This window comes from Janthinobacterium glycogeni (genome assembly GCF_051380725.1).
GTDB lineage: Bacteria > Pseudomonadota > Gammaproteobacteria > Burkholderiales > Burkholderiaceae_D > Janthinobacterium.
In genome coordinates this window covers 46,271-70,899 of the sequence record NZ_JBNYXP010000012.1, presented here as the reverse complement: position 1 = coordinate 70,899, position 24,629 = coordinate 46,271, and the positions used below count along the sequence as shown (strand labels likewise).

Genomic DNA, 24,629 nt, shown 5'->3' with positions numbered 1-24,629 from the left:
AGCGCGCTCGGCCGTGCAACAACTTATACGTCGGCAATTTCCAATCGGATTCAGCTATTTGGTCCGGGGCGGCGGAAGGCGTAAAATGCACTCCACGTTCTTTTTGGCATGCGAGCAAGCCCCGGTATGGATACTGACCTGCAACCTACTTCCGCCTTCAGCATCAGCGATGTCGAGCGCGATACCGGGCTGGCCAAGGAAACCTTGCGTGTCTGGGAGCGCCGCTACGCTTTTCCCCAGCCTCAGCGCGACGCCTTTGGCGAGCGCAGCTACCCGGCCGAGCAAGTGCAGAAGTTGCGCGTGGTCAAGCGCCTGCTGGACCTCGGTTTTCGTCCGGGCAAAATCATGCAGCACAGCACCGTGCAACTGCAGCAGCTGGCCAGCGCCGGCAGCGCGGCGCCGTCGACGCCGCCCCCGCAGCTCGAACACTACCTGTCGCTGTGCCGTGGCCACCAGATGGCGGAACTGGGCAACGCCCTGCGCCAGGCGCTGGCCGTGCTGGGCTTGAAAGCGTTCACCATCGATGTGATCGCCCCCCTCACCGGCATGGTCGGCGAGGCGTGGGCCTGCGGCGACCTGGCCGTGTATGAAGAGCATCTGTATAGCGAAACCTTGCAAACGGTGATGCGCCACGCCATCTTTTCCCTGCCACAGGCAAGCACCCCATCGACGCGCACGCCGCGCATCGTCCTCAGCACCCTGCCGCAGGAGCGCCATGGCCTGGGGCTGCTGATGGCCGAGGCGCTGTGCGCGGCGGCCGGCGCCCATTGCATGTCGCTGGGGGTGGAAACGCCGCTGACGGACATCGTCGCGGCCGCCCGCGCGCAGCGGGCCGATATCGTGGCGCTGTCGTTTTCCAGCGCCAGCAAGCAGCGGCAGACACGCGACAGCCTGCAGCAATTGCATGCGAATTTGCCGCCAAGCATGGAATTGTGGGCAGGGGGACGCAGTCCCGTGCTGACCAGGCAGCCGCCCTCTTTCCTGCATGTGCTGGACTTGCGGCAAGTCGACGAAAGCATCGCCGACTGGCGCCGCCGCCACCAGGCGCTGGCCCTGCAAACGCACTGAACCCGTTGAAAAGCGCGGCAACTGCGGCGATCTTCGTGGATAGGCACGCAATGTTGCCAATCGAACAGTAAAGCATGAAGGGCCGGGCGCGCTCTGGTAGAATAGCCCGTAACACAGTGTCCGGCGCCGCCGGGCCTTAGGTCAGCACCCGCCACCACACATCCATGTTTAGTTTCTTCAAGAAAAAACCCATCGCTCCCGAGGCTGCCGCAGCCGAGCCCCTCGTCCCTCCCGCCGCCACGCCGCCTGCCCCGCAGCCTGCCGCCACGCCCCTGAGCGGCGCGCCGGCCGAGCTCGTTCCTGTGATCGTGGCCGCCGAACCCGAGAAAAAATCGTGGATGACGCGCCTGAAAGCGGGCCTGTCGAAAACCTCGAACACCCTGTCCGTGCTGTTCGTCGGCGCGAAGATCGACGACGCCCTGTACGAAGAGCTGGAAGCGGCGCTGCTGATGTCCGACGCCGGCATCGACGCCACCGAATTCCTGCTGACGGAATTGAAGAAAAAGGTCAAGGAAGACAAGCTGCTCGACGCCGCCGCCGTGAAGGCCGCGCTGAAAGTGCTGCTGATCGACCTGCTCTCGCCGCTGGAAAAGCGTTTCGAGCTGGGCCGCCACAAGCCGCTGGTGATGATGATTTCCGGCGTGAATGGCGCCGGCAAGACCACCACCATCGGCAAGCTGGCCAAACACATGCAGTCGAACAAGCAATCCGTGCTGCTGGCGGCGGGCGACACCTTCCGCGCCGCCGCGCGCGAGCAGCTGATGGTCTGGGGCGAGCGCAACAACGTCACCGTGATTTCGCAGGAATCGGGCGATCCGGCCGCCGTGGCCTATGACTCCGTGCAGTCGGCAAAGGCGCGCGGCATCGACGTGGTCATGGTCGACACGGCGGGCCGCCTGCCGACGCAGTTGCACCTGATGGAAGAATTGAAGAAAATCAAGCGCGTGATCGGCAAGGGCATGGATGGCGCGCCCCATGAAACGCTGCTCGTGATCGACGGCAACACGGGTCAGAACGCCCTCATGCAAGTGAAAGCCTTCGACGACGCCCTGCAGTTGAGCGGCCTGGTGATCACCAAACTGGACGGCACGGCCAAGGGCGGCGTGCTGGCGGCAATTGCCCGCGTACGCCCCGTGCCCGTGTATTTCATCGGCATCGGTGAGAAAATTGAAGACTTGCAGCCCTTCGTGGCTGCCGAATTTGTCGAAGCGCTGCTCGGATAAGCCTATACATGATTGAATTTCAGCACGTCTCCAAGCAATACTCCCCCGACGCCGTGGCGCTCAGCGACATTTCGCTCAGTATTGGCAAAGGCGAGCTGGTCTTCCTGGCCGGCCCGTCCGGCGCCGGCAAGTCCACCCTGCTGAAAATGATCGCCGCCATGGAACGCCCCACGTCGGGCAAGCTGATCGTCAATGGCCAGGACATGGCGAAGATCAAGCCGGCCGGCGTGCCTTTCCTGCGCCGCAACATGGGCCTGATCTTCCAGCAGCAAAAATTGCTGAACGACCGCTCCATCCTGGCCAACGTCATGCTGCCGCTGCTCGTCGTCGGCGCGCATAAAGTTGCCGCCGAGCAGCGCGCGCGCGCCGCGCTCGACAAGGTGGGATTGCTGGACCGCGCCATGGCGCGTCCGCTGTCGCTGTCGGGCGGCGAGCAGCAGCGCGTGTCGATCGCGCGCGCCATCGTCAACCGGCCGCAGATCATCCTGGCCGACGAACCGACGGCCAACCTGGACCGCGCCAGCGCCAACAAGGTGCTCGACGCCATCAAAGCATTTCACTCGGTAGGCGTGACCTGCCTCATTTCCAGCCATGACGAACAGATGCTCGACGCCGCCGCCCGCGTGATCCACCTGAAGAACGGCCAGCTGGTCGCCATCGACAAGGCTACGCAAGCGCCCGTCTTCGCCCCGCCCGATCCCGACTTTGCGCCCGCCCCCGACCAGGACGACGCGCAGGGAGAACAGACATGAGAGGCTGGTTCCGTCAACACCGCTTCGCGCTCGGTTCGGCGCTGATTCACTTGCGCAAGTCGCCAGGCGGCTTTCTCTTGAACGTGCTCGTCGTCGCCATCGCCCTGTCGCTGCCGTTCGCCGGCTTGACCATGCTCGACAATGTGCGCCCGATGTCGGAACAGATGTCGGTCGACCCGGAAATCAGCGTCTTCCTGAAGATCGACACGCCGCGCGAGCAAGCCGTGGCCCTGGCCAGCGCGATGCGCAAGATCGTCGGCGAGCAGAAGGCGAAGATCGTCTTCATCCCGCGCGAACAGGCGCTCGACACGCTGAAAAACAAGAACGGCCTGGCCGACGTGCTCAGCACCCTGGGCGACAATCCCCTGCCCGACAGCTATGTGCTGAAACTCGACGCCTTCAGCAGCGCTAGTGAAGCGCAGGATGTCGATGCCGTGGCGGAACAGCTGCGCCACCTGCCCGGCGTGGAATCGGCGCAAGTCGATTCGGCCTGGGTCAAGCGCCTCGCGGCCCTGCTGGGCGTGCTGCGCCTGGTGCTGCTGCTGCTGGCGATCACCCTGGGCGTGGCCGTCATCGCCGTGGTCTTCAATACCATCCGCCTGCAGGTGATGCAGCAGCGCGATGAAATCAGCATCTCGAAACTGATCGGCGCCACGGACACCTTCATCCACCGCCCCTTCTATTACACGGGCGCCCTGCTGGGCCTGTGCGCGGGCGCGCTGGCGCTGGGCGCCGTGGCGCTGGCCTTGCAGCCGCTCAATACCGCGATTGCCGAATTCGCCCGCCTGTATGCGTCCGAATTCCAGCTGGTACCGCTGGCGCCGCTGCCGATGGCAGGCTTGCTGGCCGTCAGCGCCGGCCTGGGCCTGATCGGCGCCTTCCTCTGCGTGCAGCGCCACCTGGCGCGCCTGAACTGACCTTCCCTCCCATGGCGGCGCCTGCGGTGCCGCCATGCGCCTCGCCCCATCTGCTGTTATCTTGATATTTAGCAAGTATTCTTAAGGCTCGCTTCAGCCAGAGGCCGTAGACTAGCTACGTTGTCGTAAAGCGCTATCTCGCGCTGTTCATAGATAGATATCAAGCATTAGATCACCATAGTATTTAAGCTATCAGGACGATTAAATGTGCTGATTGGCACTCTCAGGCAGAGAGTGCTAATATAGGGACATACCAACAGCAGAACCGCCATGGACGCCAGATCAAGATGGTGCCGCGATCTGCAAAGTGCAAGACCGAATACGCAAAAACGAAGATACAAGCTGCCACGTCGCGTGATGTGGCCAACTGGAACAAAGCAAGACTACGAGGGAGAAAACATGACTATGATGTCCGCAACGTCCGCATTGGTTCCGACCAAAAGTAATGCGCTGGGCCTCGGATTCACTGGCAATCTGGGCAATATCGATGCCTATATTTCGGCCGTGAACCGTCTGCCCATGTTGACCCACGACGAAGAAATTTCGCTGGCGAAACGCCTGCGCGAAAAAAATGACCTGGCCGCCGCGCAAGAGCTGGTGCTGTCGCACCTGCGTCTGGTGGTCTCGATTGCCCGCGGCTATCTGGGCTATGGCTTGCCGCATGCCGACCTGATTCAGGAAGGCAATATCGGCTTGATGAAAGCCGTGAAACGTTTCGATCCGGACCAGGGCGTGCGCCTGGTGTCGTACGCCATGCACTGGGTGAAAGCCGAGATGCATGAGTACATCCTGAAAAACTGGCGCCTGGTCAAGGTCGCGACGACGAAGGCGCAGCGCAAGCTGTTCTTCAATCTGCGCAGCCACAAGACGGGCCTCGATGCGATGACGCCGAAGCAGATCGATGCGCTGGCCAAGCTGCTTGACGTGAAGCGCGAAGAAGTGATCGAAATGGAAACGCGCTTGAGCGGCCGCGACATCGCGCTGGAGTCGCCGACCGACGATGAAGACGACAAGTTTTCGCCGATCGCCTACCTGTCGTCGGAGCAAAGCGAGCCGACCAAGGTGCTGGAAGCGGAGCAAGTGACGCGCCTGCAATCGGAAGGCCTGGAAACGGCCCTGTCGAAGCTGGACGCCCGTTCGCGCCGCATCATCGAAGCGCGCTGGCTGGCCAACGACGACGGCTCGGGCGCCACCCTGCACGCCTTGGCGGAAGAGTTCGGCGTATCGGCCGAGCGCATCCGCCAGATCGAAGTGGCGGCGCTGAAAAAAATGAAGGGCGCCCTGGCCGCCTACGTGTAATCGAAAGCAATGCCATAATGCAAAAGGCGCCGCAAGGCGCCTTTTAGTTTTATAAATGATATTTATCAACAGATAAACATTGTCAGCCCTTATGCTGCAGCCAAGCCCTTGGTGATCAGCTCGGCGACGACTTCATTCAGATCCGCGCCGCGCTCCTTGGCGATGTTCTGCAATTGCAAGACCAGATCGCTGTTCAGCTTGACGGCGAAGGGTACCAGGCCCAGGGCCTGATCGCGCTTGCGCTGCTCGCGGCGGTCGACGACCACCGCTTCCTTACCGAATGCACCGGCGCCGGGAACATTCATCTTTCCCATCAGTTTCTTGGCATCGCTTTTGGCCAGGTCGGTTTTTTTCATGGTTGTTTCCTGATTTTCAAAACAGCCATTCTACGCAGTAATCGGCGCGCCGCGTGGCCGGCGCGTCAATTCATCGGCAATGCACCAATGGTGCGCCGGAAAAATATCATTTTGCTATTATCATTTTCATCCCACGCGTAGACGCCACGCCGGGGACGCTCCACCTGAAAGGAAAACCATGCATTACCTGAGCCACTCTTATCGTACTTTGCTGCTCCCCCTGTTCATCGCCTGCCTGGCCGTGCTGGCGGGCTGCGGCGCGGCCGGCAGCGCCGGCGACGCGGAAAACACGCCGCGCAGCGTCACCCACGTGCTCTCGCCGGGCGAACAGGTCGCCATCACGGCCACCGATACCCTGAAACTCGAGCGCGTCAACGACAGCCGCTGCCGCAAGGGCGCCGTGTGCGTGTGGAAAGGCTACGTCAGCTACAGTTTCAGTTTGCTCAACAGCGCGGGCGCCACCGACATCGTCTTGTCCGAGTCCATGCCCGGCGCCGCCAGTTCCGTGACCGTCAACCATCTGACGTTCACCCTGCTCGATGTCGATCCGGCCACGCCGCCCGCCCTCAACGCGGCCGAGCCCACCTACCGGGTCAAAGTGAAAATCACGCAGGGCGCACTGCCACGCTAAACGCTGTGGCGCCGCCGGCTGTCGGCCGGCGCCTGCTGCCGGTCCAGCATGCCGTAATCGCGCACGACGGCGGCAATGCGCAGCCGGTAGTCGTCAAACACGCCCTGCCGGCCGGCCGTTTGCGCCGCGCGGTGCGCTTCCAGCTGCCGCCATTGCGCCAGCGCCGCTTCATCGCGAAAAAACGATAGCGACAGCAATTTGCCTGGCTCGCTCAGGCTGCTGAAGCGTTCGATGGAAATGAAACCATCGACTTCATCGAGCAAGGGACGCAGTGCCGCCGCCAGGTCCAGATACTGCTGCCGCCCTTCGGCGCTGGGCCAGACTTCGAAGATCACGGCGATCATGCTCTTTCTCCATCGCTGAAGAGGGGGATGCGGGCGTTCAGCGAAGGCCGGTACGACCAGGCCAGCGGCATGTCTTCCAGCCCGCCGGCCCATGCCTGCAGGCATGCAGTGGCGATGGAGTGTGCGATGGACTGGCCCGGACAGGCGTGACGGCCATGGCCAAAGCCTGACTCCGCACAGCCGGCGCTGGCCAGCACCACGACGATCATCTGCCCGGCCGGTATGCGCACGCCGAGCAATTCCACGGCATCGGCCGTGTAGCGGCGCGTGTTGTGGATGGGGGGATCATGCCGGCTGACCTCGCGCAGCACAGCCGGCCACAGCCGGGGCGCGGCACGCAGTTGCGCGGATAAATCCGGCTGCGCGCGCAAGGCCACGACGGCATTGCCCAGCAAGCCGGCCGTGGCGTCGCACGTCTGCGACAGCAAGCCCACGAGGTTGGCCAGCACGCCGCCAGACGCCTGCCAGCCGACGGCATCCGCCCCGGTCACGATGTCGTGCAGCAAGCTGCCGGGCAAGGCATCCGCCTCGCGCAGCAACACGGTAAAACCGTGCAGCAAGGCGTTGGCCGCGTCCTGGGCGCCGGCCACTTGTTCCTCATTGCTCAGCGGCGACAAACAAGCGACAAAATCGCGCGTCCAGGCGGCCAGCGCCGGCCACTGCGCTGGCGCAAAGCCCAGCAAGTCCGCCATGCCGAACAGGGGCAGCTCGAACAGCGCATCGTTCAGCTGGGCGGCGCTGGCGGGAACGCGCTTGCCGGCAATCTGCAGCACCCGCTCCTGCAGGCGCGCCAGGTCCACCTGGGCCAAGGCGCGCGCCAGCACCTGTTTTGGCACGGTATGCCGTTCGCCGTCGTTCATGCGCACCAGTTCGGCAAAAATTGCGCCGCACGGCGTGCCCGCCAGGTTGAGCGGCACGCCCAAGCCCGGCGGGCGCACGCGGCAAGCGGGATGCTCGAGCACGGTCCGCACGCCGGCCGTGCCCGTCGCCAGCCAGCAATCGAGCGACGCCTCGAAACGCAGCGGCGGGCCGTCCGCCAGGCGGCGATAGTAGTCATACGGCGCCGCGTGGGTGACGGCGGAAAAAGGGTCGGCGGGGGCGAGAACAAAGTCGGGCAGCGGCATGCGCATTCCATTGCAGTAAGGTGGGGACACGAGTATGCTGCCCCTTCCACGACAACACTTCGCCCACGAACGAATCATGGATGACACACTTCCCTCGGCCGACATGGGCCTGGCGCAACTGGCCGGCGCCATCGCCGAACCGGCCCGCGCGCGCATGCTGTGCAGCCTGCTCGATGGCCATGCGCGCACGGCCACGGAATTGTCCACGCTGGCCGACGTGGGCGCCTCGACGGCCAGCGCCCATCTGGCGCGCTTGCGCGACGACGGTTTGCTGTCGATGCTGGCGCAGGGCAAGCACCGCTACTACCGTCTGGCCAGTACGGAAGTGGCGCGGGCGCTGGAAGCGCTGCTGGTGGTGGCTGGCGTAGCCGCAACGCCGTTTACGCCCTCCACGCCGGACCGCTTGCGCCATGCGCGCACCTGCTACGACCACATGGCCGGCACGGTCGCCGTCGCCATGCACGACCAGTTGCAGGCGCAAGGCTGGCTGCTCGACGATGACGGCGAAGGCGAAGGAGAGTATCGCCTGTCGGAAACGGGCGCGGCCGGCATGGCGGCGCTGGGCATCGACGTGCCGCAACTGCAGCGCCAGCGCCGCCGCTTCGCCTGTGCCTGCCTGGACTGGAGCGAACGGCGCGCCCACTTGGGCGGCGCGCTGGGGGCGGCCCTGCTGCAGCTGGCCCTGCGCCAGCGCTGGGCAGAGCGCGAGCTCGACAGCCGCGCCCTGCGCCTCACGCCGGCCGGTGAACGGCGCCTGCTGGCGGCCTTGGGGGCACCATGATCGCCTTCGAAGACTTGTCGAAACAGTACGGCACGTTCGAGGCCGTCAAGCCGTTGACCTTGCAAGTGGGCAAAGGAGAGGTCTTCGGCTTCCTGGGTCCGAACGGGGCGGGCAAGACCACCACCATCCGCATGCTGATGGGCATCCTCGTGCCCAGCAGCGGGCGCGTGCTGGTCGATGGCCTCGATTGCCATCGCGACGGCGCCGCCGTCAAGCGCAAGGTGGGCTACCTGCCCGACAATCCCGTCTTCTACGATTATTTGCGCGGCCGCGAAATCCTGCAATTCGTGGCTGAAATGCACGGCTATCCACGCGCCGAGGCGGGCGCGCGCGCCGCGCGCCTGCTGACGGAATTCGGCCTCGACGAGGCGAGCGAGGATTTTGCCGTCAATTACTCGCTGGGCATGAAGAAAAAACTGGGCCTGGCCTGCGCGCTGATCCACGATCCGGCCGTGCTGATCCTCGACGAACCGATCAACGGCCTCGACCCGCGTGCCTCGCGCGACGTGCAGGAACGCTTGCTGCGCTGCGCCGCCGCCGGCACGACGATCTTCGTTTCCACGCATTTGCTCGATATGGCGCAAAAGCTGTGCAGCCGGGTCGCCATCATCCACCGTGGCGCCCTGGTCGCCACCGGCAGCCTGGACGAGATCCGCCAGCAGCTGTCCAGCGACGGCAGCCTGGAAGAGATCTTTTTGCAACTCACCGACGAAACCGCATGACACCGGCGCCGCCCACCGCCTGGCGCGCCGTCTGGCTGCTGACCCGCTTGCGGCTGCAGCGCCTGCTCAACGTCAGCGGCAAGGGCTTGGCGTTCCATCGGGGCGGCAAGAGCCGACCCGCCACGCCAGGAAAGAAACGAGGACGCTGGCTGCTGAGCGCGCTGCTGCTCTTGCCCATGCTATTTGCCTCCGGCAATATCGCCCGCCACAACCTGCTGAACATGCATTGCCTGCTCGACCAGGTGAGCGTTTGCCAGGCCAAGGGCAGCCTGCAGGCGGGCGAGCGCGTGCTCGCGCCCGTCATCGCCCACTTGATCGAGCAACCGTTCAGTACGGCGCTGGCGGGCGCCCTGACGCTGCAATTGACGCTGCTGTGGCTGGTAAGCCTGCTGCTGCCGCTGGGCATGGGAGAACTGTCGAAGCCGGACTGGGACCTGGAATGGCTGGTCACCCTGCCCGTCGACAAGGGCACCCTGCTGTGGGCGCGCGTGCTCGAGCGCACGCTGGTCAACCCGCTCGGCCTGCTGGTGCTGTGGCCCGGCACCACCATGATCGCCTGGTATTCGGGCCAGGGCTGGTTTTCGCCGCTGTCGGGGCTGTTTGCCTGCCTGCTCCTGCTGGCCCTGGCGGCCATGTTGCGTACCCTGATCGACACGGGCTTGCGCCTGTCGCTCAGTCCTGCGCAGCTGGGCAACTTGCAGGCGCTGCTGTCGGTGGCCGGCCTGTTTCCCATGTATATGGGCATGTCGTTCGGCATGGGCACGGGCGGCTTTGCCCACGCGTGGGCGGCGGCCATGCCGGCCTGGAGCGCCTGGACGCCACCGGGCCTGCTGGTGAGTTTGCTCAATGCCCAAGGTGCGGCAGCGGCCTTGCCGGCCGTCCTGCTGCTGGCGCAATGCCTGTGCTTGATGTTGCTGGGCATGGCCCTGCTGCGCCGCCAGTTGCGCCACGGCGTGGTGGGCGCGGGCCAGCGCGAGGCCGGCCGCAGGCGCTCCCCTGCGAGCCAGTCCGCTGGCAAGTGGCGCGCCCGCCTCGGCACGGTGATCCAGCGCCGCGAGCTGACCTTGCTGCTGCGCGACCGCAACTTTCTCGTGCAAACCCTGCTGATGCCCTTGCTCATCCTCGGCGGCCAGGCCGTGTTCTCGGGCCAGGCGCGCGACCTGCACGCGCTGCTGTCCAATCCCGCCTTGCTGGCCTCTACCGGCTTTTTCCTCGGCACTTATGTGCTGATGATGTCGGCCTTCCAGACCCTCAACAAGGAAGGCGGCGCGCTGTGGCTGCTGTACACGTTTCCCGTCGCCGTCGACCAGGCGCTGCGGCAAAAAGCCCAGCTGTGGGCCGCGCTGGCCCTGCTCTACCCCCTGATCCTGTTCAGCGCGGCGCTGGCCTGGCAAGACGCCTGGCGGTGGGACATGGCGGGTTTGATGCTGCTGGCCCTGGCCGGCATCCCCCTGTACTCGGCAATCGCCGTGGCGCTGGGCGTGTTTGCCAGCGATCCGCTGGCCACCGAGGCGGCGGTAAAGATACGGCCCGCCTACACCTATCTATACCTGCTGCTGACCGGCCTGTACATCGCCGCGCTGGCGGCCGGCAGCCTGGCGCAGCAGCTGGTGTTTGTCGTGCTGGCGGCGGCGCTGGCCGTGGCCCTGTGGCAAAAAGCACGCGATGAAGTGCCCTACTTGCTCGACCCGGCCGCCTCGCCACCGGCCCGCGTTTCCGCGTCGGACGGCCTGATCGCCGCCATGCTGTTCTTCACCCTGCAGACCCTGGCCTTGCTCCTGCTCAAAGGCAAGGTGGCCGCGCCGCTGGCGCAAATGGCCATCGCCTTCGGCGGCGCTGGCGCGCTCACGTATGTGCTGCTGCGCCTGGTCTACTGGCGCAGCAAGACTGCCAGCGTGCCGCGCATGGCACGGGGCCGGCACCCCTGGCGCTGGGGTACGGCAGGCGCGGCAGTATCGGCTCTCTGCGGCATCGCCTATACGCTCGTGCTGCAACCGCCTGCGGCGGCAGTGGGCGGCAGTTCGTGGGACAGCCTGTGGCTGCTGGCCCTGGGCGTGCTGGCCGCCCCCCTGTGCGAGGAATTCATTTTCCGCGGCCTGATCCAGGGCGGCCTGCGCCGCTCGCTGCCAGCCTGGCAAGCGATCGGCACCGGCGCCGCCCTGTTTGCCATCGTGCATCCCCCCGCGTCGATGCTGCCCGTCTTCGTGCTGGGCGTGTGCACGGGCATCGCGTACGAGCGCAGCGGCGCGCTGCTGGCGCCCATGCTCACGCACGCGCTGTACAACGCCGCCATGCTCGGCTATCAGCTCAATAGGTGATTGCCACCGGTTTTGCTAGAATCGCACTCGTTTCCGTCCGTATCCCAACCAATGACTACGCACAGATCACGCATGAAGCCACGCTTGTTCGCCCCATTTATCCTCGTCGCGCTGCTGAGCGGCTGCACGGTACTCGCCCTGCGCCCCAACAGCGGCGTCGAAAACCGCACGTTCACCGTGCAGGAAGCCCCGCGCCTGCGCATCGACGCACCCAAGGCACGCATCCAGAATCCGATGCCCAACGACCACTTCATCGGCATCGCCCTGTCCGGCGGGGGCAGCCGCGCAGCCAATTTCTCGGCCGCCTCGCTGGAGCAGCTGGAGCAGTTCGGCCTCGTCAGCGGCGCCTCGGCCATCTCCGGCGTCTCGGGCGGCGCCATCGCGGGCGGCTACTATGCGCTGCATGGCAAGCAGACGGACTGGCCCTTGCTGCGCAGCAAACTCAAGACGGATTTCTTTGGCCAGACCATTTTAAAACCGGCCAACCTGACGACGATGTTGTTGACGAACAAGACTCGCACCTCCTTCCTGTCCGACGTGTTCGACGATGTGCTGTACGACAAGAAAACCTACGAGGACTTGCCGCACGACGGCCCCATTTTCCTGGCCAACGCGACGGACGCCACCGATGGCGGCAAGCGCGTGGTGTTTTCTTATGAGTATTTTTACGGCACCCTGCATTCGCCGATCCAGGATATCCGCCTGGCCACGGCCGTGGCCACCTCGGCTGCCTTCCCCGGCGTGTTCGATTCCGTCACCTTCGAGCGTTTCCGCCCGAAAAACAGTTTCGTGCCGGAACTCGGTTCCGAGTCGCGCGAATCGCCGTCCTACGTGCACCTGTTCGACGGCGGCGCGGCCGACAACCTGGGCGTGGAAACCCTGTGGGACGTGGCCCTGACGCAGCTGTACGGCAACGACATGGCCGTCGTGCCGCCGCGCCTGAACAGCAAGCCCTTCATCCTCATTTCCATCGATGCCAACGCCCCCAATTCCAGCGCCGTATTCGAAAAGATGTCGGACGAACGCCAGCCGCTGGACCGCATCTTCAACAAGAATATCTACGACGCCGTCGACGCCCTGTTTTCGCGCCAGCGCAAGGAAAACCTCGTCAAGATGGGTTTTGGGCAAGCCCGCTTCGATACCATCACGCATGAAAACTTCGGCGACCTGAGCCAGAAATTCGTCAAGGGCAAGCGCACCTCGGCCTTTGCCATTCCCGTGCTGTGCCGCCCGCACCTGGGCCAGTACCGCTGCGAAGTCGATGCGGCCGATCCCTTGCCGGGCCAGATCCGCACGCGACTCGAAGGCTTTGCCTGGCATATTTCCATCGACCAGATCGCCTCGCTGGCGCTGCGCCTGGCCAGCGGCGATGCGCAAGTCGACAGTGCGCGCAAGGAAGAACGCGCCGCCCTCGTCAAGCTGCAGCGCCTGGCCACGCAAACGAAGACCCATTTAAAACTGACGGGTCCGGAAAACTGCAGCCCGGACGTGCTGCAATCGGCGCTGTACAGCGCCGCGCGCGTGCTGATCCTCGACGACGAGGAATCGCGCTTCGCCCTGTGCGACTACATGCTGACGGGAAAGCTGATCAACGACGACACCGTCTGCAAGCAGCGCTACGTGCACGCCGTGCCCCGCTTCGCCATCGAGAGCGAAGATTTGCAGTACCGCAACCTGAGTTCGGACGGCAATTCCGTCAACGTGCCGATCCGCTGCAAGAAGTGAACGCGCACAAAAAAGCCCGCACGATCGCTCGTGCGGGCTTTAGCGCAAGGATTCCAAGCGCCCGGTTGATTTAGATCAACCGACTACGCCTGCGCATGTAGCTGCGGCTTAACGCACCTTCCAGTTCCTGCTCCGTCTTATGCTGGTTCACCGTGTACAGGGCCCACAGGGCCGCCGGCGCCCAGCCGATCACAGTGCACTGCAAGATCAAGGCGGCGGCACCGGCCAGCGGGCGCCCCAGCATGAAAAACGTGAGACACGGAAGTAGCAAGGCTATCAGCAATCGCATCACGACATACTCTCCTTCAATATAGAGCAGCGGACAAGGGCCGGTATCCGGTCCGTCCCCCGCCCGCTGCGTACTGCTCCTTACAACTACAATTTATAGATGCACGGCAATCTGCGGCATCAAGTCGTCAAACGTGCGACCGTTGCCGTTTTCTCCGATGGCGTGCATCTTCCATTCGCCGTTATGGCGGTACAGCTTGGCCATGATCTGTGCCGTGTGGGAACCTTGCACAGACAGGTTGAAACGCGCGACTTCCTGGTTATTGCTGGCATTCAAGATTCGGCAATAGGCGTTTTCCACCTGCGAGAAGTTCTGGCCAGTAAAGCTGTTGACGGTAAAGACCAGGCTTTTCACGTGCGCCGGCACTTTCGACAGATCGACATTGATCTGTTCGTCGTCGCCATCGCCCGCGCCCGTGCGGTTGTCGCCCGTGTGGACGATGCTGCCGTCCTTGCTTTTCAGCTGGCGGAACCAGACGATATCGGACGTGCCCTTGTTTTCATCGAACATGACGCACGAGGCGTCCAGGTCGACGGCTTCCGTCTTCGAACCGAAACCGAGGAAACCTTTGGTCTTGACGGCATCCCAGCCCAGGCCCATGGTGATACGGGTCAGGGTGGCACCAGCTTCTTTATCCAGAGAAATCTTCTGGCCCTTGCTCAAATTGACAGACATACGCATAGCTCCTGTTCGGTTAGTTACTGCTTGATTACGCCGGCTTGCTTTGGGTCCAGGCGAGGAAGGCCGCGCGGTTGCGCGAACACACGAGGATTTTTCCCGTGCCTGAAAACTTCAGCACCATGCCCTCGCCGCTGGTCTGGCTATTGATCAAATTGCCCAGAAAGCCGCCGCTGCTGCCGGTCGTCATGGAAATTTCGTATTGCAGGCGGTTGTCCCAGCACACGACGTGCGAGTTATCGATCACCACGTCCTTGCCAGGCGTCACTTCCAGTATCGACATCGCGCCGAAACCGGATACCGCCAACTGGCCGCTGCCTGCCGTCTCGGTGATGAAAAACCCACCGCTCTGGGCAAACAGCGCATTGCCAAGGCTTTGCGTGCGCACCTTCAATTCCACGCCAGACGTGGCCGCCACGAAGGCGCCGTCGCTGATCATGTATTGCTGGGCGCCCACCTCGAGCACCCGCATCGCGCCGGGCAAGGTGGGCGACAGCAGACAATCGCCGTCGCCCCGCATGGCCTCGATATGCTGCTGAAAGAACGATTCGCCGTTGGCAAAGGTGCGCATCAGCGCGGCGCCTATGCCGCCCGTCATCTTGCCTTTCAGCTCAAGATTGGTTTCCATCATCACCATCGCGTTGGATTCGCAATAAATCTTCTCGCCCCTGGCAAGCGACACATGCAGAAACGGGTCGACGTCCCCGGTAATATTGAAAACTGGCATCTGACTGTTCCTTCCTTGACGATGATGATGATGTCGGGCTAAACCGCCCTTACTACAGAATAACGGTGCAGCACAAAACCGTAGCGAGCGGATGTGATTTGTGGCCGAGAAGCGCAACCGTACTTGAGTACGGTGAGCATCGCCGGCCGCAAAGCGCACCGCGCAGTAGGTTTGGTGTGGCTACCTTACACGCCGACGCCGAACGAGGCAGCTAATGGGCCCAGGCCGCCCTTGTAACCCTGGCCGATGGCCTTGAATTTCCAATCGCCGCCATTGCGGTAGATTTCACCGAAGACCATCGCCGTTTCCGCCGAGCCGTCTTCCGACAGGTCGAAACGGGCGATTTCCGTGTTGCCGTTGGCATTGACGCAACGCACGTAGGCCTTCGATACCATACCAAAGTTTTGCTTGCGCGCTTCGGCATCGTGAATCGTGACGCAGACGGCGATCTTGTCGATCTCGGCTGGCACCGTGGCCAGGTCGACGACGACGGTTTCATCGTCGCCATCGCCGGCGCCGGTGGTGTTGTCGCCCGAGTGGGTGACGGAACCGTCGCTCGACTTCAGGTTGTTGTAGAAAATCATGTCGAGGTCGGCGCGAACCTTGCCGTCGGCCTTCAGCAGGAACACGGAGCCGTCGATGTCGAACGCGGCGCCGTCGGTGGCGCGGGCATCCCAGCCCAGGCCGATGATCATCTTCGAAATGCCAGGTGCTTCCTTGCTCAGGTTGACGTTGCCGCCTTTTTGCAGACTGATTGCCATGATGTATTACTCCTATGTGGGTTGTGTATGACCAAACACCTGGCGTCCTCCACCGGCCCGACTCCCCAGGCCGGCGGCGACGCTTGCTACAACTTGCCGACAAACGGGTGTAGTCGTTTGTCGCGCATTCTTTACACTGCCTTGACCGTTTCCAGCGCTTCCGTCCGGTCTTCCTCGAGGGCCATCCTGCGCTTGTAGCGGATCGACGACCACAGCGAGGCGAGAATGAAGGCCACCCCGATCAGACCCGTGAAAATCTCGGGAATGTGGAACTTCATGCTGACCAACATGATCACGGCCAGGATACCGATCGCATAGTGCGCGCCGTGCTCCAGATAAACGAACTCGTCGAGCGTGCCCTTGCGCACCAGGAACACCGTCATCGAACGCACGAACATCGCGCCAATTGCCAGGCCCAGCATGATGATCACGACGTCCTTGGTGATGGCGAACGCGCCGATCACGCCGTCAAAGCTGAACGAGGCGTCGAGCACTTCCAGGTACAGGAAGCCGCCAATACCGCCGCGCTTGATGATGTCGCCCATGTTGCCGTCGCCGTTATCGCCTTCCAGCAAGCCGCTGATCACATCGACGCCCACGTAGGTCAGGATGCCCCACAAGCCGGCCGTCAGGACCACCAGTTTCTGGCCTTCTTCGATCATCGACAGGCTGACCATCAGGGTACCGAGCGCGATCATCACGGAAATCGACGAAATCTTGCCCAGCGCGCCCAATTTTTCTTCAATACGGCCCAGCCAGTGCGTTTCTTTTTCCGAGTCCAGCAGGAAGTTCAGGAAGACCAGCAGCAGGAAAATGCCGCCGAATGCCGCCACTTCCGCGTGGTGGTTCGTCAGGTGCATCGAATACTGTTCCGGATTGCTCAGTGCCAGATTCCATACTTCCATCAAGCCGAGGTCCGCCGCCTGCGCCACGATGACCAGCGGGAACAGCAGACGCATGCCGAACACGGCGATGATGATGCCCACGCCCAGGAACAGGTTCTGCCAGAACTTGTCCCAGTTCTTCAGCACCGAGGCGTTGACCACCGCGTTGTCGAACGACAGCGACACTTCCATCACGCCCAGGATCACCGCGATACCGAGCGCCGCCAGCATCGTCTGCACGCCACCGTGCGTGTAACCCCACCAGGCGGAAATGCCCAGGCAGATGAATGTCACTAGAAAGGACACTCTGAAATGTTTCATCGATAGTTCCTCTATATCCAAATTCAATGGGACGTAGTATAGGGACGTGTGACACATTTAAAAATAGAAGATAATGGAAGTATTACTTCGTAAAAACAGAAGATAGAGGATGCAGCGATGAAAACCACGGGCTTCAATTACCGCCATTTGTACTTCTTTTGGGTGGTCGCCAAGGAAGGCGGCGTGACGCGCGCGGCCGAACGGCTGGGATTGGCCGTGCAAACCATCAGCACCCAGCTGGCCTTGCTGGAAAAGGAACTGGGTCGCTCCCTGCTGCAGCCGCAGGGACGCCGCCTCGTGCCCACCGAGGCGGGCCGGCTGGCGCTCGGCTATGCCGACCAGATTTTTTTGCTGGGCGAGCAGATGCAGGATGCGCTGGCCGATGCGGACGCGGAAAAGATGCGTTTGACGGTGGGTATTTCCGATTCCCTGCCGAAACTGATGGCCTACCGCATGCTCGACGCCACGCGCAGCCTGGCCCAGCCCGTCAAGCTCGTGTGCCTGGAAGACGAATTCGAATCCTTGCTGGCCGACCTGGCCCTGCACAAGCTGGATCTGGTGTTGACGGACCGCGCCGTGCCGGCCGGGGCGAGCCTGCGCGTGTCCAGCCACCTGTGGGGCGAAAGCGCCATGAAACTGTTCGGCGTCCCCGCGCTGGCGGGACAGTATCGCGAGAATTTCCCGCACAGCCTGCATGGCGCGCCGTTTCTGCTACCCGCGCGCAATAACGCCTTGCGCGGACGCATCGACGAATGGATGGTGCAGCAAGGTGTGCGCCCCGACGTGGTCGGCGAATTCGAGGACAACGCCATGCTCAACGCGTTCGGCCGCAAGGGCCTGGGCCTGTTCTTCGCCCCGGCCAGCCTGGCGGCCGATATCGAGGAGCAATTCGGCGCCGTGCTGGTCGGCGACGCCTCGTCCCTGCGCGAACAGTTTTACGTCATCTCGAACGAACGCAAGATCATGCATCCGGCGCTCGATGTCATCCTGGCGGCCATCCAGGACCATCCAAAGATTCACAAGGAAACCTGATAAATCCATTCGAAAATAACGTTTGAATAATCAATCAAAAGCGATTGTAATAAAGCCTGAGACAAACACGCGCCCCTCCCTCGCCGGAAGGGCGCGATCACCATAAAAAACAGGAGCATCACCATGTCCACGGCAGGCAAGACGATCGATATTCCCGATCTCATCAATAACAACAAGATCGGCTCCTTCCAGATCGGCATGCTGATACTGTGCGGGCTATGCGTCATCATGGATGGCTTCGATGTACAGGCGATGGGCTATGTGGCGCCCGCCATCATTGCCGATTGGCATGTGAGCAAGGCCAACCTGGGCCCCGTGTTTGGCGCGGGTTTGCTGGGCATGCTGGTCGGCTCGCTCGTCTTCAGCATCACGGCCGACAAGTTTGGCCGCCGTCCCGTGCTGATCGGCTCGACCATCTTCTTTTCGCTGTGCATGCTGGCCACGCCGCTGGCCACCACCATCGAGCAATTGCAGCTGATCCGCTTTATCACGGGACTGGGCCTGGGCGCCGTGATGCCGAACGCCATGGCGCTGGCCGGCGAATACAGCCCCCTGCGCAAGAAAGTCACCCTGATGATGCTCGTCTCGTGCGGCTTTACCCTGGGCGCCGTGCTCGGTGGCTTGCTGTCCGCCGCGCTGATTCCCGCCTTCGGCTGGCAATCCGTGTTTTACGTGGGCGGCGTGGTGCCGCTGGTGATCGGCGTGCTGATGTTCTTCCTGCTGCCGGAATCGATGCAATTTCTGGTACTGAAGAAACGCAAGCTCGATAAAGTCGCCCAGTGGCTCAAGCGCATCGACCCCACCGTCACCATCACGGCTGACACCCAATACGTCGTGCATGAGAAGGAACACAAGGGCGCGCCCGTGCTGCAATTGTTTACGGGCGGCCGCGCGAAGATGACGATACTGCTGTGGGTCATCAACTTCATGAACTTGCTCAATTTATATTTCCTGTCCAACTGGCTGCCGACGATTGCCAAGGAAGCGGGCCTGTCGACGGCCAACGCCGTGCTGGCGGGCACGGCCCTGCAAGTGGGCGGCACCATCGGCACCCTCGTCATGGGCCAGCTGATCGACCGCTCGAGCTTCCGCCGTATCCTGCTGCCGTGCTTCCTGGTTGCTGCAGTCGCCATTGCCCTGATCGGCCGTCCGGACGTGTCGCTGGCTTTCCTGTTCATCACGATTTTCATCGCCGGTTTCTGCGTGGTGGGCGGCCAGCCTGCCGTCAACGCCCTGGCGGCCAGCTACTACCCGACCACGCTGCGCTCGACGGGCATCGGCTGGAGCCTGGGCGTGGGCCGCATCGGTTCCATCATCGGCCCTGTGCTCGGTGGCGAGCTGATCCGCCTGAACTGGCCCAACAGCACGATCTTCCTCGTCGTCGCCATCCCGGCCATCGTCTCGGCCGTCATGGTCTTTGCCATGCGCGGCGGGCCGCAAACGGCGGCCCAGGCATAAGCGCAGCGGGGGCACGCGTGGCTAAATTAGGCTATGGCGCCCTTCGTCGTTTAAGATGTCGTTTTTACAGCCCATCTTCAGCGCCCCCATGCACAATGTCTTGCTAGTCCTGCTCGCCCTCTTCCTGGTCGCGCTGAACGGTTTTTTTGTTGCCGCCGAGTTTGGCATCGTCACCTTGCGCCGCACGCGCATCCGCGCCATCGCCAAGACACAGGGATTGCGGGGCCGCATCCTGGCCAAGGTGCATGGCCAGCTGGACGCCTACCTGTCCGCCTGCCAGTTGGGCATCACGCTGGCGTCGCTGGGCCTGGGCTGGGTCGGCGAACCGGCATTCGCCGGTCTGCTGGAGCCGCTGTTCGGCGCCATCGGCGTCACCTCGCAAGAGCTGATCCACGGCATCTCCTTTGTCCTCGCCTTCAGCGTGATTTCCTTCCTGCACATCGTCGTGGGCGAACTGGCACCCAAGTCGATGGCCATCCGCAACCCGGAAGCCGTCGGCCTGTGGAGCGCGATTCCCCTGTATGGTTTCTATTGGGCCATGTATCCGGCCATCTATCTGCTCAACGCCAGCGCCAACTGGGTGCTGCGCCTGGCCGGCCTGTCCGGCAAGGGCGGCCACGATGCCCATTACTCGTCGGAAGAATTGAAACTGATCCTGCGCACCAGCCAGCCCGGCGAGAAATTTACGCGCGACGAACGCAACATCCTGGCGCAATCGCTCGATTTCGAGCAGATGACGGTATCGGACCTGATGCGCCCGATCAATGAAGTGATCGCCCTGCACGCCTCGAACACGCTGGAAGAAAATCTCGACACGGTGCTGCGCAACCGCTTCAGCCGCTACCCGTATTTCGACACGAATGAAGACGACGTCCTGGGCGTGGTGCACCTGAAGGACCTGTTCTTTGCCCAGCAGGCGGGTAAACCGATCACCTCGCTCACGCCTTTCCTGCGCCCCGTGGACATCATTTCCGCGCGCACGCCGGCGCTGGAGCTGTTCCGGCGCTTCCGCGACGGCGCGCCCCACTTCGCCCTGATCGGCGAAAAGGGCAAGCGCCCGCTGGGTTTCATCACCCTGGATAACTTGCTCGGCGCCATGGTCGGCGAAATCCGCGACGAATTCCGCCGCAATGAGAACGACTGGCTCAAGCAAAGCGACGGCACCCTGATCGGCAAGGCCAGCCTGCCCATCTTTTCGCTCGAACGCATCCTCGGCATCGATATCGAAAACGAGGAACTGGGACTGGACGACGTGGAATCGGTGGGCGGCTTGATCATGGTCAAGCTGGGCGACATTCCGAAGCAGGGCCAGCGCATCACCTTCGTCGACTTCGACATCGTCGTCAAGAAGATGAACGGGCCCCGCATCGTGCTGATCAAGGTGATCCCGAAGCAGGAACGCGACCTCGACGCGGACTTGCGCGATTAGTCTTTTTTCAAGGTAATCGTATCTTTGCCCTGCGGCACGGTGGTTTCGCCCACCGTCCACGTTTGCAGCAGGCTGTACAGCACGGCCAACAGGGTCGGGCCGATAAAGATGCCGACGAAGCCGAAGGCCAGCACGCCGCCCAGCACGCCGAGCAACACCAGCAGGAACGGCAAGCTGCTGCCGCGGCTGATCAGCATGGGTTTGACCACGTTATCCACGCCGCTGATCAGCAGCGCGCCCCACACCAGCATGAAAATGCCCCAGCCCATCTGGCCGTCTGAAAACAGCCAGATGGCGGCGCCGCCCCAGATCAGGGGCGGGCCGACGGGGATCAGCGAAAAGATGAAGGTGGCCACGCCCAGCAGCGCTACGGCCGGCACGCCGGCGATCAGGAAGCCCACCACGGCCACCAGCGCTTGCGCCAGCGCCGTGCCCAGCAAGCCGTACATGACGCCGCGCACGGTGCGGCTGATGGTCAGGCCCACGCCGGGCGCGCTGTCGCCGATGATGCGGCCGGCGCCCGTCATCAAGGCGCGGCTCAGCTGCTGCCCGTCGCGGTAAAGGAAGAAGCTGACGAACACGGCCAGGCTGGTCTGCGCCAGGCCCGTGCCCAGCAGGATGCCGCCGGAAGCGAGGAAATGGCGCGCCGGCTCCAGCATCGTCTTGCCCAGATTCAGTAATTCCTCACGGTCAGCGAGCAGGCGCTCCACGTAGCCGGCGATGGTTTCGCCCACCACGGGAATGCTGGCCAGCCAGGCCGGCGGATGCAGGCCGCCCGCTTCCAGCGCGGCGCGCAACTGTTCATAGATGCGCGAGACGTTATCGGCCAGGTTGTAGGTGACGAGGGCCAGCGGCAGCACGATGACCAGGAGCAATGACAGGGTCATGATGGCGGCCGCCCAGTTGCGCCGGCCTTTCAGGCGGTCGAGCAGGAGGATATACAAGGGCCAGCTGGAAATGCCCACGCAGGCGGCAAACAGCATGGCGGCGAGGAAGGGCCGCAAGACGAAAAAGCAGCCGATCAGCAAGAAGATGATGGCTGCCAGGCGGGCGTGCGGCTCGAAACGTTTGTCCATGTACTGCAAATCCTGAAGATGGCGCCCGGGGGCGCGACCGGGTCAGGATAGCAGAAGTTTAAGATCGTGCGCGATGGCGGCAGGCTTTTCGCCGTGCCGCACGAACAGACGGATCTTGCCTTCGCGGTCGAAGACATAGGTGCCGGCCGTGTGGTCAACCGTGTAGCTGCTGTCCGTTTCGCCTTCGACCTTGGCGTAATACACCTTGAATTCCTTGGCCACCTTGGCCGTCGCGGCTGCATCGCCATACAGGCCCACGAAACGCTTGTCGAAGGCGGGCACGTACTGGGCCAGCAAGGCTTGCGTGTCGCGCTCGGGGTCGACGGTGACGAACAGCACTTGCACCTGGTCCGCCTGCGGGCCCATTTCCCGCATCACCTGCGCCATGTCGGCCATGGTGGTGGGGCAAACGTCCGGGCATTGCGTGTAACCGAAGAACATCAGCACCAGCTTGCCCTTGTAGTCGGCCAGGGTGCGCGGGTGGCCCGTATGGTCCGTCAGCGCGAACTCGCGCGCATAGCCGAGGCCCGTCACGTCCGTGTTCTTGAAGGCCAGCTTCGGTGCGGCAGGCTTGCCGCAGCCGGCCAGGACGACGGCCAGCGCGGCCGCCAACAACAGAGTCAGGATTTTTTTCATGTGCCGAGGGGAATGTAGTGGTCGACCAGCAAAGCCGCGAATAGCAAGGCCAGGTAGATGATGGAAAAAGTAAACGCTTTGCGCGCGATCAAGTCCGTGTAATGGCGGTACATCTTCCACGCGTAATACAGGAAGCCGGCGTTGAGCACCACGGCCGCAGCCAGGTAGATCAGGCCGCTCATGCGCACGGCGTACGGCAGCAAGGTGGTGGCGGCCAGCGCGATCGAGTACAGCCAGACGTGAAATTGCGTGAATTTCAAGCCGTGCGTGACGGGCAGCATGGGCAGGCCCGAGCGCGCGTAATCGTCGCGCCGGTACATGGCCAGCGCCCAGAAGTGCGGCGGCGTCCACACAAAGATGATCAGGACCAGCAGCCAGGCCTGCATCGGCACGTCGTTGGCGACGGCCGCCCAGCCCAGCGCGGGCGGCATGGCGCCGGACAGGCCGCCGATGACGATATTTTGCGGCGTGGCGGGTTTCAGCACCATGGTGTAGATCAGCGCATAGCCGACAAACGTGACAAAGGTCAGCCACATGGTCAGCGGATTGACGAGGTGATACAGGATCGCCATGCCCAGGCCGCCGATCACGAGCGCGAACACCACTGTCTGTTTCACCGTGATGTCGCCCATGGCCATCGGGCGGCGCGCCGTGCGGGCCATGCGCGCATCGATTTCGCGCTCGGCCAGGCAATTGACGGCAAACGCGGCGCCCGCCAGCAGCCAGATGCCGATGGTGCCGAACACCACCGCATGCCAGTCGGGCAACTCCTCGCTGGCCAGGAACATGCCGATGACGGCGCAAAATACGGCCAGCTGCGTCACGCGGGGCTTGGTCAGCGCCCAGTACTGGGCGATGCGGGGGGAGGGTTTACGGCTGATGGTCTGAGTAGTCATTTATGCGGTACGGGAAGGACTGGCTGGTGCCGGGGGCACTGGCGCGGCGGCGCAAGCGCGCTGAACATTGCGCGCAACATCGAGTTGGAATTTAGCCTTGTAGTTTAACATGGTCAGCAATAACACGAGCAGCGCCGCCCCGCCGTTATGCAGGACGGCAATCGACAATGGCCAGCTCAGGTAAATCGTCGCCAGGCCCGTGGCCGCCTGCAGGGCCAGCACCAGCGCCACCCAGCGGGCCGTGCCGCGCAGGGACGGCAGCTTCCACGCGCGCAACACGGTATAGCCGACGCCGGCCAGCACGATGAAGGCGAAATTGCGGTGCACCCAGTGGATGGCCGTCAGCGCGGAAAACGGCAGGTAGTGGCCGGCGGCCGTCTTGCCCAGTTCGCGCCACAGATGGAAACCATGCTCGAAATCCATCTCCGGAATGACCTTGCCGCCGCACAGGGGGAAATCCGTGCAGGCCAGGGTGGCGTAGTTGGTGCTCACCCAGCCGCCGAGCGCGATCTGCACGGTCAGCAGCACGAGCGACAGGACGGCCAGCGCGCGCACGGGGCGCAGCACGGCAGCATCCGCATCGGCGCGCAGCAAGGGTTTGACGGCATGGTCCTGGCGCCCGCCCAGCCACGTCAGCATGGCCAGCAAGCCCATACCCAGCAACAGGTGGATGGTGACGATCACCGGCTGCAGTTTCAGGGTCACCGTCCAGGCGCCGAACGCGCCCTGCAGGCAGACGAACAAAAACAGCGCCGTCGGCAGGGCCGGGGCGAATTCCTGCCGCTTGCTTTTGCGCCACTGGCGCCACGCCTGCACCATCATCGCCACGATCAGCACGCCGATGGCCATGGCCAGGTAGCGGTGCGTCATTTCGATCCACGCCTTGACCACCGTCACGGGGCCCGTCGGCATCAGGGTTTCCGCCGCCACGATATGCTCGTGCGCGAGGAAAGGATTGGCCGAGCCATAGCAGCCGGGCCAGTCCGGACAGCCGAGGCCGGAATCGGACAGGCGCGTAAAGCCGCCAAACATGATCAGGTCGACCGTCAAGAAGACGGCGATCCACACGAGCTTGCGGTATTTATTGGCGTCCGCGGACACCCAGACCATGGTCAAAGGCAGCAGCGCCACCAGCAAGCCCGTCAAACCCAGCTGGGCCAGCGCGGAGAGATGCATCGTCGG

The 24,629-nt window shown here is 63.2% G+C and carries 25 protein-coding genes and 1 pseudogene; 14 read left to right on the top strand and 12 right to left on the bottom strand.

Annotated elements, in window-relative coordinates; translation table 11 throughout:
* Positions 1–108 precede the first annotated feature (108 nt).
* The 6 genes and pseudogenes from ACQ4W4_RS22970 to rpoH form a co-directional block, all read left to right on the top strand.
* Positions 109–333 (top strand): annotated as a pseudogene (locus ACQ4W4_RS22970) (MerR family transcriptional regulator); the annotation flags it as partial.
* 123 nt (positions 334–456) lie between these two features.
* Positions 457–1,068 (top strand): cobalamin B12-binding domain-containing protein, encoded by a 612-nt coding sequence (locus ACQ4W4_RS22965; RefSeq protein WP_436543973.1) that lies wholly within the window; start codon positions 457–459, stop codon positions 1,066–1,068.
* Positions 1,069–1,232: 164 nt separating this feature from the next.
* On the top strand, positions 1,233–2,291 hold the full coding sequence (gene ftsY, locus ACQ4W4_RS22960) for a signal recognition particle-docking protein FtsY (RefSeq protein WP_436543918.1): 1,059 nt from the start codon (positions 1,233–1,235) through the stop codon (positions 2,289–2,291).
* Positions 2,292–2,299: 8 nt separating this feature from the next.
* Entirely contained in the window at positions 2,300–3,043 is a 744-nt protein-coding gene (locus tag ACQ4W4_RS22955) for a cell division ATP-binding protein FtsE (RefSeq protein WP_436543917.1), read from the top strand.
* Positions 3,040–3,960 (top strand): permease-like cell division protein FtsX, encoded by a 921-nt coding sequence (gene ftsX, locus ACQ4W4_RS22950; RefSeq protein ID WP_070222518.1) that lies wholly within the window; start codon positions 3,040–3,042, stop codon positions 3,958–3,960. The genes ACQ4W4_RS22955 and ftsX overlap by 4 nt, the downstream gene beginning before the upstream one ends.
* A 405-nt stretch (positions 3,961–4,365) precedes the next feature.
* On the top strand, positions 4,366–5,259 hold the full coding sequence (gene rpoH, locus ACQ4W4_RS22945) for an RNA polymerase sigma factor RpoH (protein WP_070222520.1): 894 nt from the start codon (positions 4,366–4,368) through the stop codon (positions 5,257–5,259).
* Positions 5,260–5,348: 89 nt separating this feature from the next.
* Here rpoH and ACQ4W4_RS22940 read toward each other — a convergent pair whose 3' ends face one another.
* Positions 5,349–5,615: a hypothetical protein gene (locus tag ACQ4W4_RS22940; protein ID WP_436543916.1), complete on the bottom strand. Its 267-nt coding sequence runs from the start codon at positions 5,613–5,615 to the stop codon at positions 5,349–5,351.
* Between the two features lie 178 nt (positions 5,616–5,793).
* Here ACQ4W4_RS22940 and ACQ4W4_RS22935 point away from each other — a divergent pair, with 178 nt between their 5' ends.
* The gene (locus ACQ4W4_RS22935) at positions 5,794–6,246 is read left to right on the top strand and encodes a hypothetical protein (RefSeq protein ID WP_436543915.1); all 453 of its coding nucleotides are present in this window, start codon (positions 5,794–5,796) and stop codon (positions 6,244–6,246) included.
* Here ACQ4W4_RS22935 and ACQ4W4_RS22930 read toward each other — a convergent pair.
* Complete coding sequence (locus ACQ4W4_RS22930; protein ID WP_436543914.1) at positions 6,243–6,590, bottom strand: antibiotic biosynthesis monooxygenase family protein; 348 nt, start codon at positions 6,588–6,590, stop codon at positions 6,243–6,245. The two genes, ACQ4W4_RS22935 and ACQ4W4_RS22930, sit on opposite strands and share 4 nt — an antisense overlap.
* The gene (locus ACQ4W4_RS22925) at positions 6,587–7,714 is read right to left on the bottom strand and encodes a cytochrome P450 family protein (protein WP_436543913.1); all 1,128 of its coding nucleotides are present in this window, start codon (positions 7,712–7,714) and stop codon (positions 6,587–6,589) included. Before ACQ4W4_RS22925 ends, ACQ4W4_RS22930 begins: the two co-directional genes overlap by 4 nt.
* A gap of 76 nt (positions 7,715–7,790) precedes the next feature.
* Here ACQ4W4_RS22925 and ACQ4W4_RS22920 point away from each other — a divergent pair, with 76 nt between their 5' ends.
* From ACQ4W4_RS22920 to ACQ4W4_RS22905, 4 genes are all read left to right on the top strand, one after another.
* Positions 7,791–8,495, top strand: a complete 705-nt coding sequence (locus tag ACQ4W4_RS22920; protein ID WP_436543912.1) for an ArsR/SmtB family transcription factor — start codon at positions 7,791–7,793, stop codon at positions 8,493–8,495.
* Positions 8,492–9,217, top strand: coding sequence for an ABC transporter ATP-binding protein (locus ACQ4W4_RS22915; RefSeq protein ID WP_436543911.1), 726 nt, complete (start codon positions 8,492–8,494; stop codon positions 9,215–9,217). The genes ACQ4W4_RS22920 and ACQ4W4_RS22915 overlap by 4 nt, the downstream gene beginning before the upstream one ends.
* Positions 9,214–11,535, top strand: coding sequence for a CPBP family intramembrane glutamic endopeptidase (locus ACQ4W4_RS22910; protein WP_436543910.1), 2,322 nt, complete (start codon positions 9,214–9,216; stop codon positions 11,533–11,535). Before ACQ4W4_RS22915 ends, ACQ4W4_RS22910 begins: the two co-directional genes overlap by 4 nt.
* A 72-nt stretch (positions 11,536–11,607) precedes the next feature.
* Positions 11,608–13,260, top strand: a complete 1,653-nt coding sequence (locus ACQ4W4_RS22905; RefSeq protein WP_436543909.1) for a patatin-like phospholipase family protein — start codon at positions 11,608–11,610, stop codon at positions 13,258–13,260.
* Between the two features lie 70 nt (positions 13,261–13,330).
* Here ACQ4W4_RS22905 and ACQ4W4_RS22900 read toward each other — a convergent pair whose 3' ends face one another.
* From ACQ4W4_RS22900 to ACQ4W4_RS22880, 5 genes are all read right to left on the bottom strand, one after another.
* Entirely contained in the window at positions 13,331–13,549 is a 219-nt protein-coding gene (locus tag ACQ4W4_RS22900) for a hypothetical protein (protein WP_034784905.1), read from the bottom strand.
* Between the two features lie 93 nt (positions 13,550–13,642).
* Positions 13,643–14,224: a TerD family protein gene (locus ACQ4W4_RS22895; RefSeq protein WP_436543908.1), complete on the bottom strand. Its 582-nt coding sequence runs from the start codon at positions 14,222–14,224 to the stop codon at positions 13,643–13,645.
* Positions 14,225–14,258: 34 nt separating this feature from the next.
* Positions 14,259–14,954 (bottom strand): TIGR00266 family protein, encoded by a 696-nt coding sequence (locus ACQ4W4_RS22890; protein ID WP_436543907.1) that lies wholly within the window; start codon positions 14,952–14,954, stop codon positions 14,259–14,261.
* A 185-nt stretch (positions 14,955–15,139) separates the two neighbouring features.
* The gene (locus ACQ4W4_RS22885) at positions 15,140–15,715 is read right to left on the bottom strand and encodes a TerD family protein (RefSeq protein ID WP_314606262.1); all 576 of its coding nucleotides are present in this window, start codon (positions 15,713–15,715) and stop codon (positions 15,140–15,142) included.
* 131 nt (positions 15,716–15,846) lie between these two features.
* Complete coding sequence (locus ACQ4W4_RS22880) at positions 15,847–16,920, bottom strand: DUF475 domain-containing protein (RefSeq protein WP_436543906.1); 1,074 nt, start codon at positions 16,918–16,920, stop codon at positions 15,847–15,849.
* A 117-nt stretch (positions 16,921–17,037) separates the two neighbouring features.
* Between ACQ4W4_RS22880 and nhaR the strand changes: the two genes are divergently transcribed.
* The 3 genes from nhaR to ACQ4W4_RS22865 all read left to right on the top strand — a co-directional run bounded on the left by nhaR (position 17,038) and on the right by ACQ4W4_RS22865 (position 20,839).
* On the top strand, positions 17,038–17,952 hold the full coding sequence (gene nhaR / locus ACQ4W4_RS22875; RefSeq protein WP_436543905.1) for a transcriptional activator NhaR: 915 nt from the start codon (positions 17,038–17,040) through the stop codon (positions 17,950–17,952).
* Between the two features lie 123 nt (positions 17,953–18,075).
* Positions 18,076–19,410, top strand: coding sequence for an MFS transporter (locus ACQ4W4_RS22870; RefSeq protein ID WP_436543904.1), 1,335 nt, complete (start codon positions 18,076–18,078; stop codon positions 19,408–19,410).
* Positions 19,411–19,498: 88 nt separating this feature from the next.
* Positions 19,499–20,839, top strand: coding sequence for a hemolysin family protein (locus ACQ4W4_RS22865; protein ID WP_436543903.1), 1,341 nt, complete (start codon positions 19,499–19,501; stop codon positions 20,837–20,839).
* Here ACQ4W4_RS22865 and ACQ4W4_RS22860 read toward each other — a convergent pair.
* The 4 genes from ACQ4W4_RS22860 to ACQ4W4_RS22845 are packed head-to-tail and all read right to left on the bottom strand — an operon-like array spanning position 20,836 to position 24,623.
* On the bottom strand, positions 20,836–21,915 hold the full coding sequence (locus tag ACQ4W4_RS22860; RefSeq protein WP_436543902.1) for an AI-2E family transporter: 1,080 nt from the start codon (positions 21,913–21,915) through the stop codon (positions 20,836–20,838). The genes ACQ4W4_RS22865 and ACQ4W4_RS22860 overlap by 4 nt on opposite strands.
* A 42-nt stretch (positions 21,916–21,957) precedes the next feature.
* Complete coding sequence (locus tag ACQ4W4_RS22855; protein WP_436543901.1) at positions 21,958–22,551, bottom strand: SCO family protein; 594 nt, start codon at positions 22,549–22,551, stop codon at positions 21,958–21,960.
* Positions 22,548–23,447, bottom strand: coding sequence for a heme o synthase (gene cyoE / locus ACQ4W4_RS22850; RefSeq protein ID WP_436543900.1), 900 nt, complete (start codon positions 23,445–23,447; stop codon positions 22,548–22,550). The genes ACQ4W4_RS22855 and cyoE overlap by 4 nt, the downstream gene beginning before the upstream one ends.
* A complete protein-coding gene (locus tag ACQ4W4_RS22845) occupies positions 23,448–24,623 on the bottom strand; it encodes a COX15/CtaA family protein (protein ID WP_436543972.1) in 1,176 nt (391 codons plus the stop codon).
* Between the last annotated feature and the right edge of the window lie 6 nt (positions 24,624–24,629).

Excerpts from the sequence above, each read along its gene's own strand:
- ACQ4W4_RS22905 (WP_436543909.1), top strand. The coding sequence starts at position 11,608 with ATGAAGCCACGCTTGTTCGCCCCATTTATCCTCGTCGCGCTGCTGAGC.
- rpoH (WP_070222520.1), top strand. The coding sequence starts at position 4,366 with ATGATGTCCGCAACGTCCGCATTGGTTCCGACCAAAAGTAATGCGCTG.
- ACQ4W4_RS22955 (WP_436543917.1), top strand. The coding sequence starts at position 2,300 with ATGATTGAATTTCAGCACGTCTCCAAGCAATACTCCCCCGACGCCGTG.
- ACQ4W4_RS22895 (WP_436543908.1), bottom strand. The coding sequence starts at position 14,224 with ATGTCTGTCAATTTGAGCAAGGGCCAGAAGATTTCTCTGGATAAAGAA.
- ACQ4W4_RS22915 (WP_436543911.1), top strand. The coding sequence starts at position 8,492 with ATGATCGCCTTCGAAGACTTGTCGAAACAGTACGGCACGTTCGAGGCC.
- ftsY (WP_436543918.1), top strand. The coding sequence starts at position 1,233 with ATGTTTAGTTTCTTCAAGAAAAAACCCATCGCTCCCGAGGCTGCCGCA.
- ACQ4W4_RS22855 (WP_436543901.1), bottom strand. The coding sequence starts at position 22,551 with ATGAAAAAAATCCTGACTCTGTTGTTGGCGGCCGCGCTGGCCGTCGTC.
- ACQ4W4_RS22845 (WP_436543972.1), bottom strand. The coding sequence starts at position 24,623 with ATGCATCTCTCCGCGCTGGCCCAGCTGGGTTTGACGGGCTTGCTGGTG.
- ACQ4W4_RS22930 (WP_436543914.1), bottom strand. The coding sequence starts at position 6,590 with ATGATCGCCGTGATCTTCGAAGTCTGGCCCAGCGCCGAAGGGCGGCAG.
- ACQ4W4_RS22890 (WP_436543907.1), bottom strand. The coding sequence starts at position 14,954 with ATGCCAGTTTTCAATATTACCGGGGACGTCGACCCGTTTCTGCATGTG.
- ACQ4W4_RS22940 (WP_436543916.1), bottom strand. The coding sequence starts at position 5,615 with ATGAAAAAAACCGACCTGGCCAAAAGCGATGCCAAGAAACTGATGGGA.
- ACQ4W4_RS22870 (WP_436543904.1), top strand. The coding sequence starts at position 18,076 with ATGTCCACGGCAGGCAAGACGATCGATATTCCCGATCTCATCAATAAC.
- ACQ4W4_RS22965 (WP_436543973.1), top strand. The coding sequence starts at position 457 with ATGGCGGAACTGGGCAACGCCCTGCGCCAGGCGCTGGCCGTGCTGGGC.
- ACQ4W4_RS22910 (WP_436543910.1), top strand. The coding sequence starts at position 9,214 with ATGACACCGGCGCCGCCCACCGCCTGGCGCGCCGTCTGGCTGCTGACC.
- ACQ4W4_RS22880 (WP_436543906.1), bottom strand. The coding sequence starts at position 16,920 with ATGAAACATTTCAGAGTGTCCTTTCTAGTGACATTCATCTGCCTGGGC.
- ACQ4W4_RS22920 (WP_436543912.1), top strand. The coding sequence starts at position 7,791 with ATGGATGACACACTTCCCTCGGCCGACATGGGCCTGGCGCAACTGGCC.
- cyoE (WP_436543900.1), bottom strand. The coding sequence starts at position 23,447 with ATGACTACTCAGACCATCAGCCGTAAACCCTCCCCCCGCATCGCCCAG.
- ACQ4W4_RS22865 (WP_436543903.1), top strand. The coding sequence starts at position 19,499 with ATGCACAATGTCTTGCTAGTCCTGCTCGCCCTCTTCCTGGTCGCGCTG.
- ACQ4W4_RS22925 (WP_436543913.1), bottom strand. The coding sequence starts at position 7,714 with ATGCCGCTGCCCGACTTTGTTCTCGCCCCCGCCGACCCTTTTTCCGCC.
- ACQ4W4_RS22885 (WP_314606262.1), bottom strand. The coding sequence starts at position 15,715 with ATGGCAATCAGTCTGCAAAAAGGCGGCAACGTCAACCTGAGCAAGGAA.
- nhaR (WP_436543905.1), top strand. The coding sequence starts at position 17,038 with ATGAAAACCACGGGCTTCAATTACCGCCATTTGTACTTCTTTTGGGTG.
- ACQ4W4_RS22900 (WP_034784905.1), bottom strand. The coding sequence starts at position 13,549 with ATGCGATTGCTGATAGCCTTGCTACTTCCGTGTCTCACGTTTTTCATG.
- ACQ4W4_RS22860 (WP_436543902.1), bottom strand. The coding sequence starts at position 21,915 with ATGGACAAACGTTTCGAGCCGCACGCCCGCCTGGCAGCCATCATCTTC.
- ACQ4W4_RS22935 (WP_436543915.1), top strand. The coding sequence starts at position 5,794 with ATGCATTACCTGAGCCACTCTTATCGTACTTTGCTGCTCCCCCTGTTC.
- ftsX (WP_070222518.1), top strand. The coding sequence starts at position 3,040 with ATGAGAGGCTGGTTCCGTCAACACCGCTTCGCGCTCGGTTCGGCGCTG.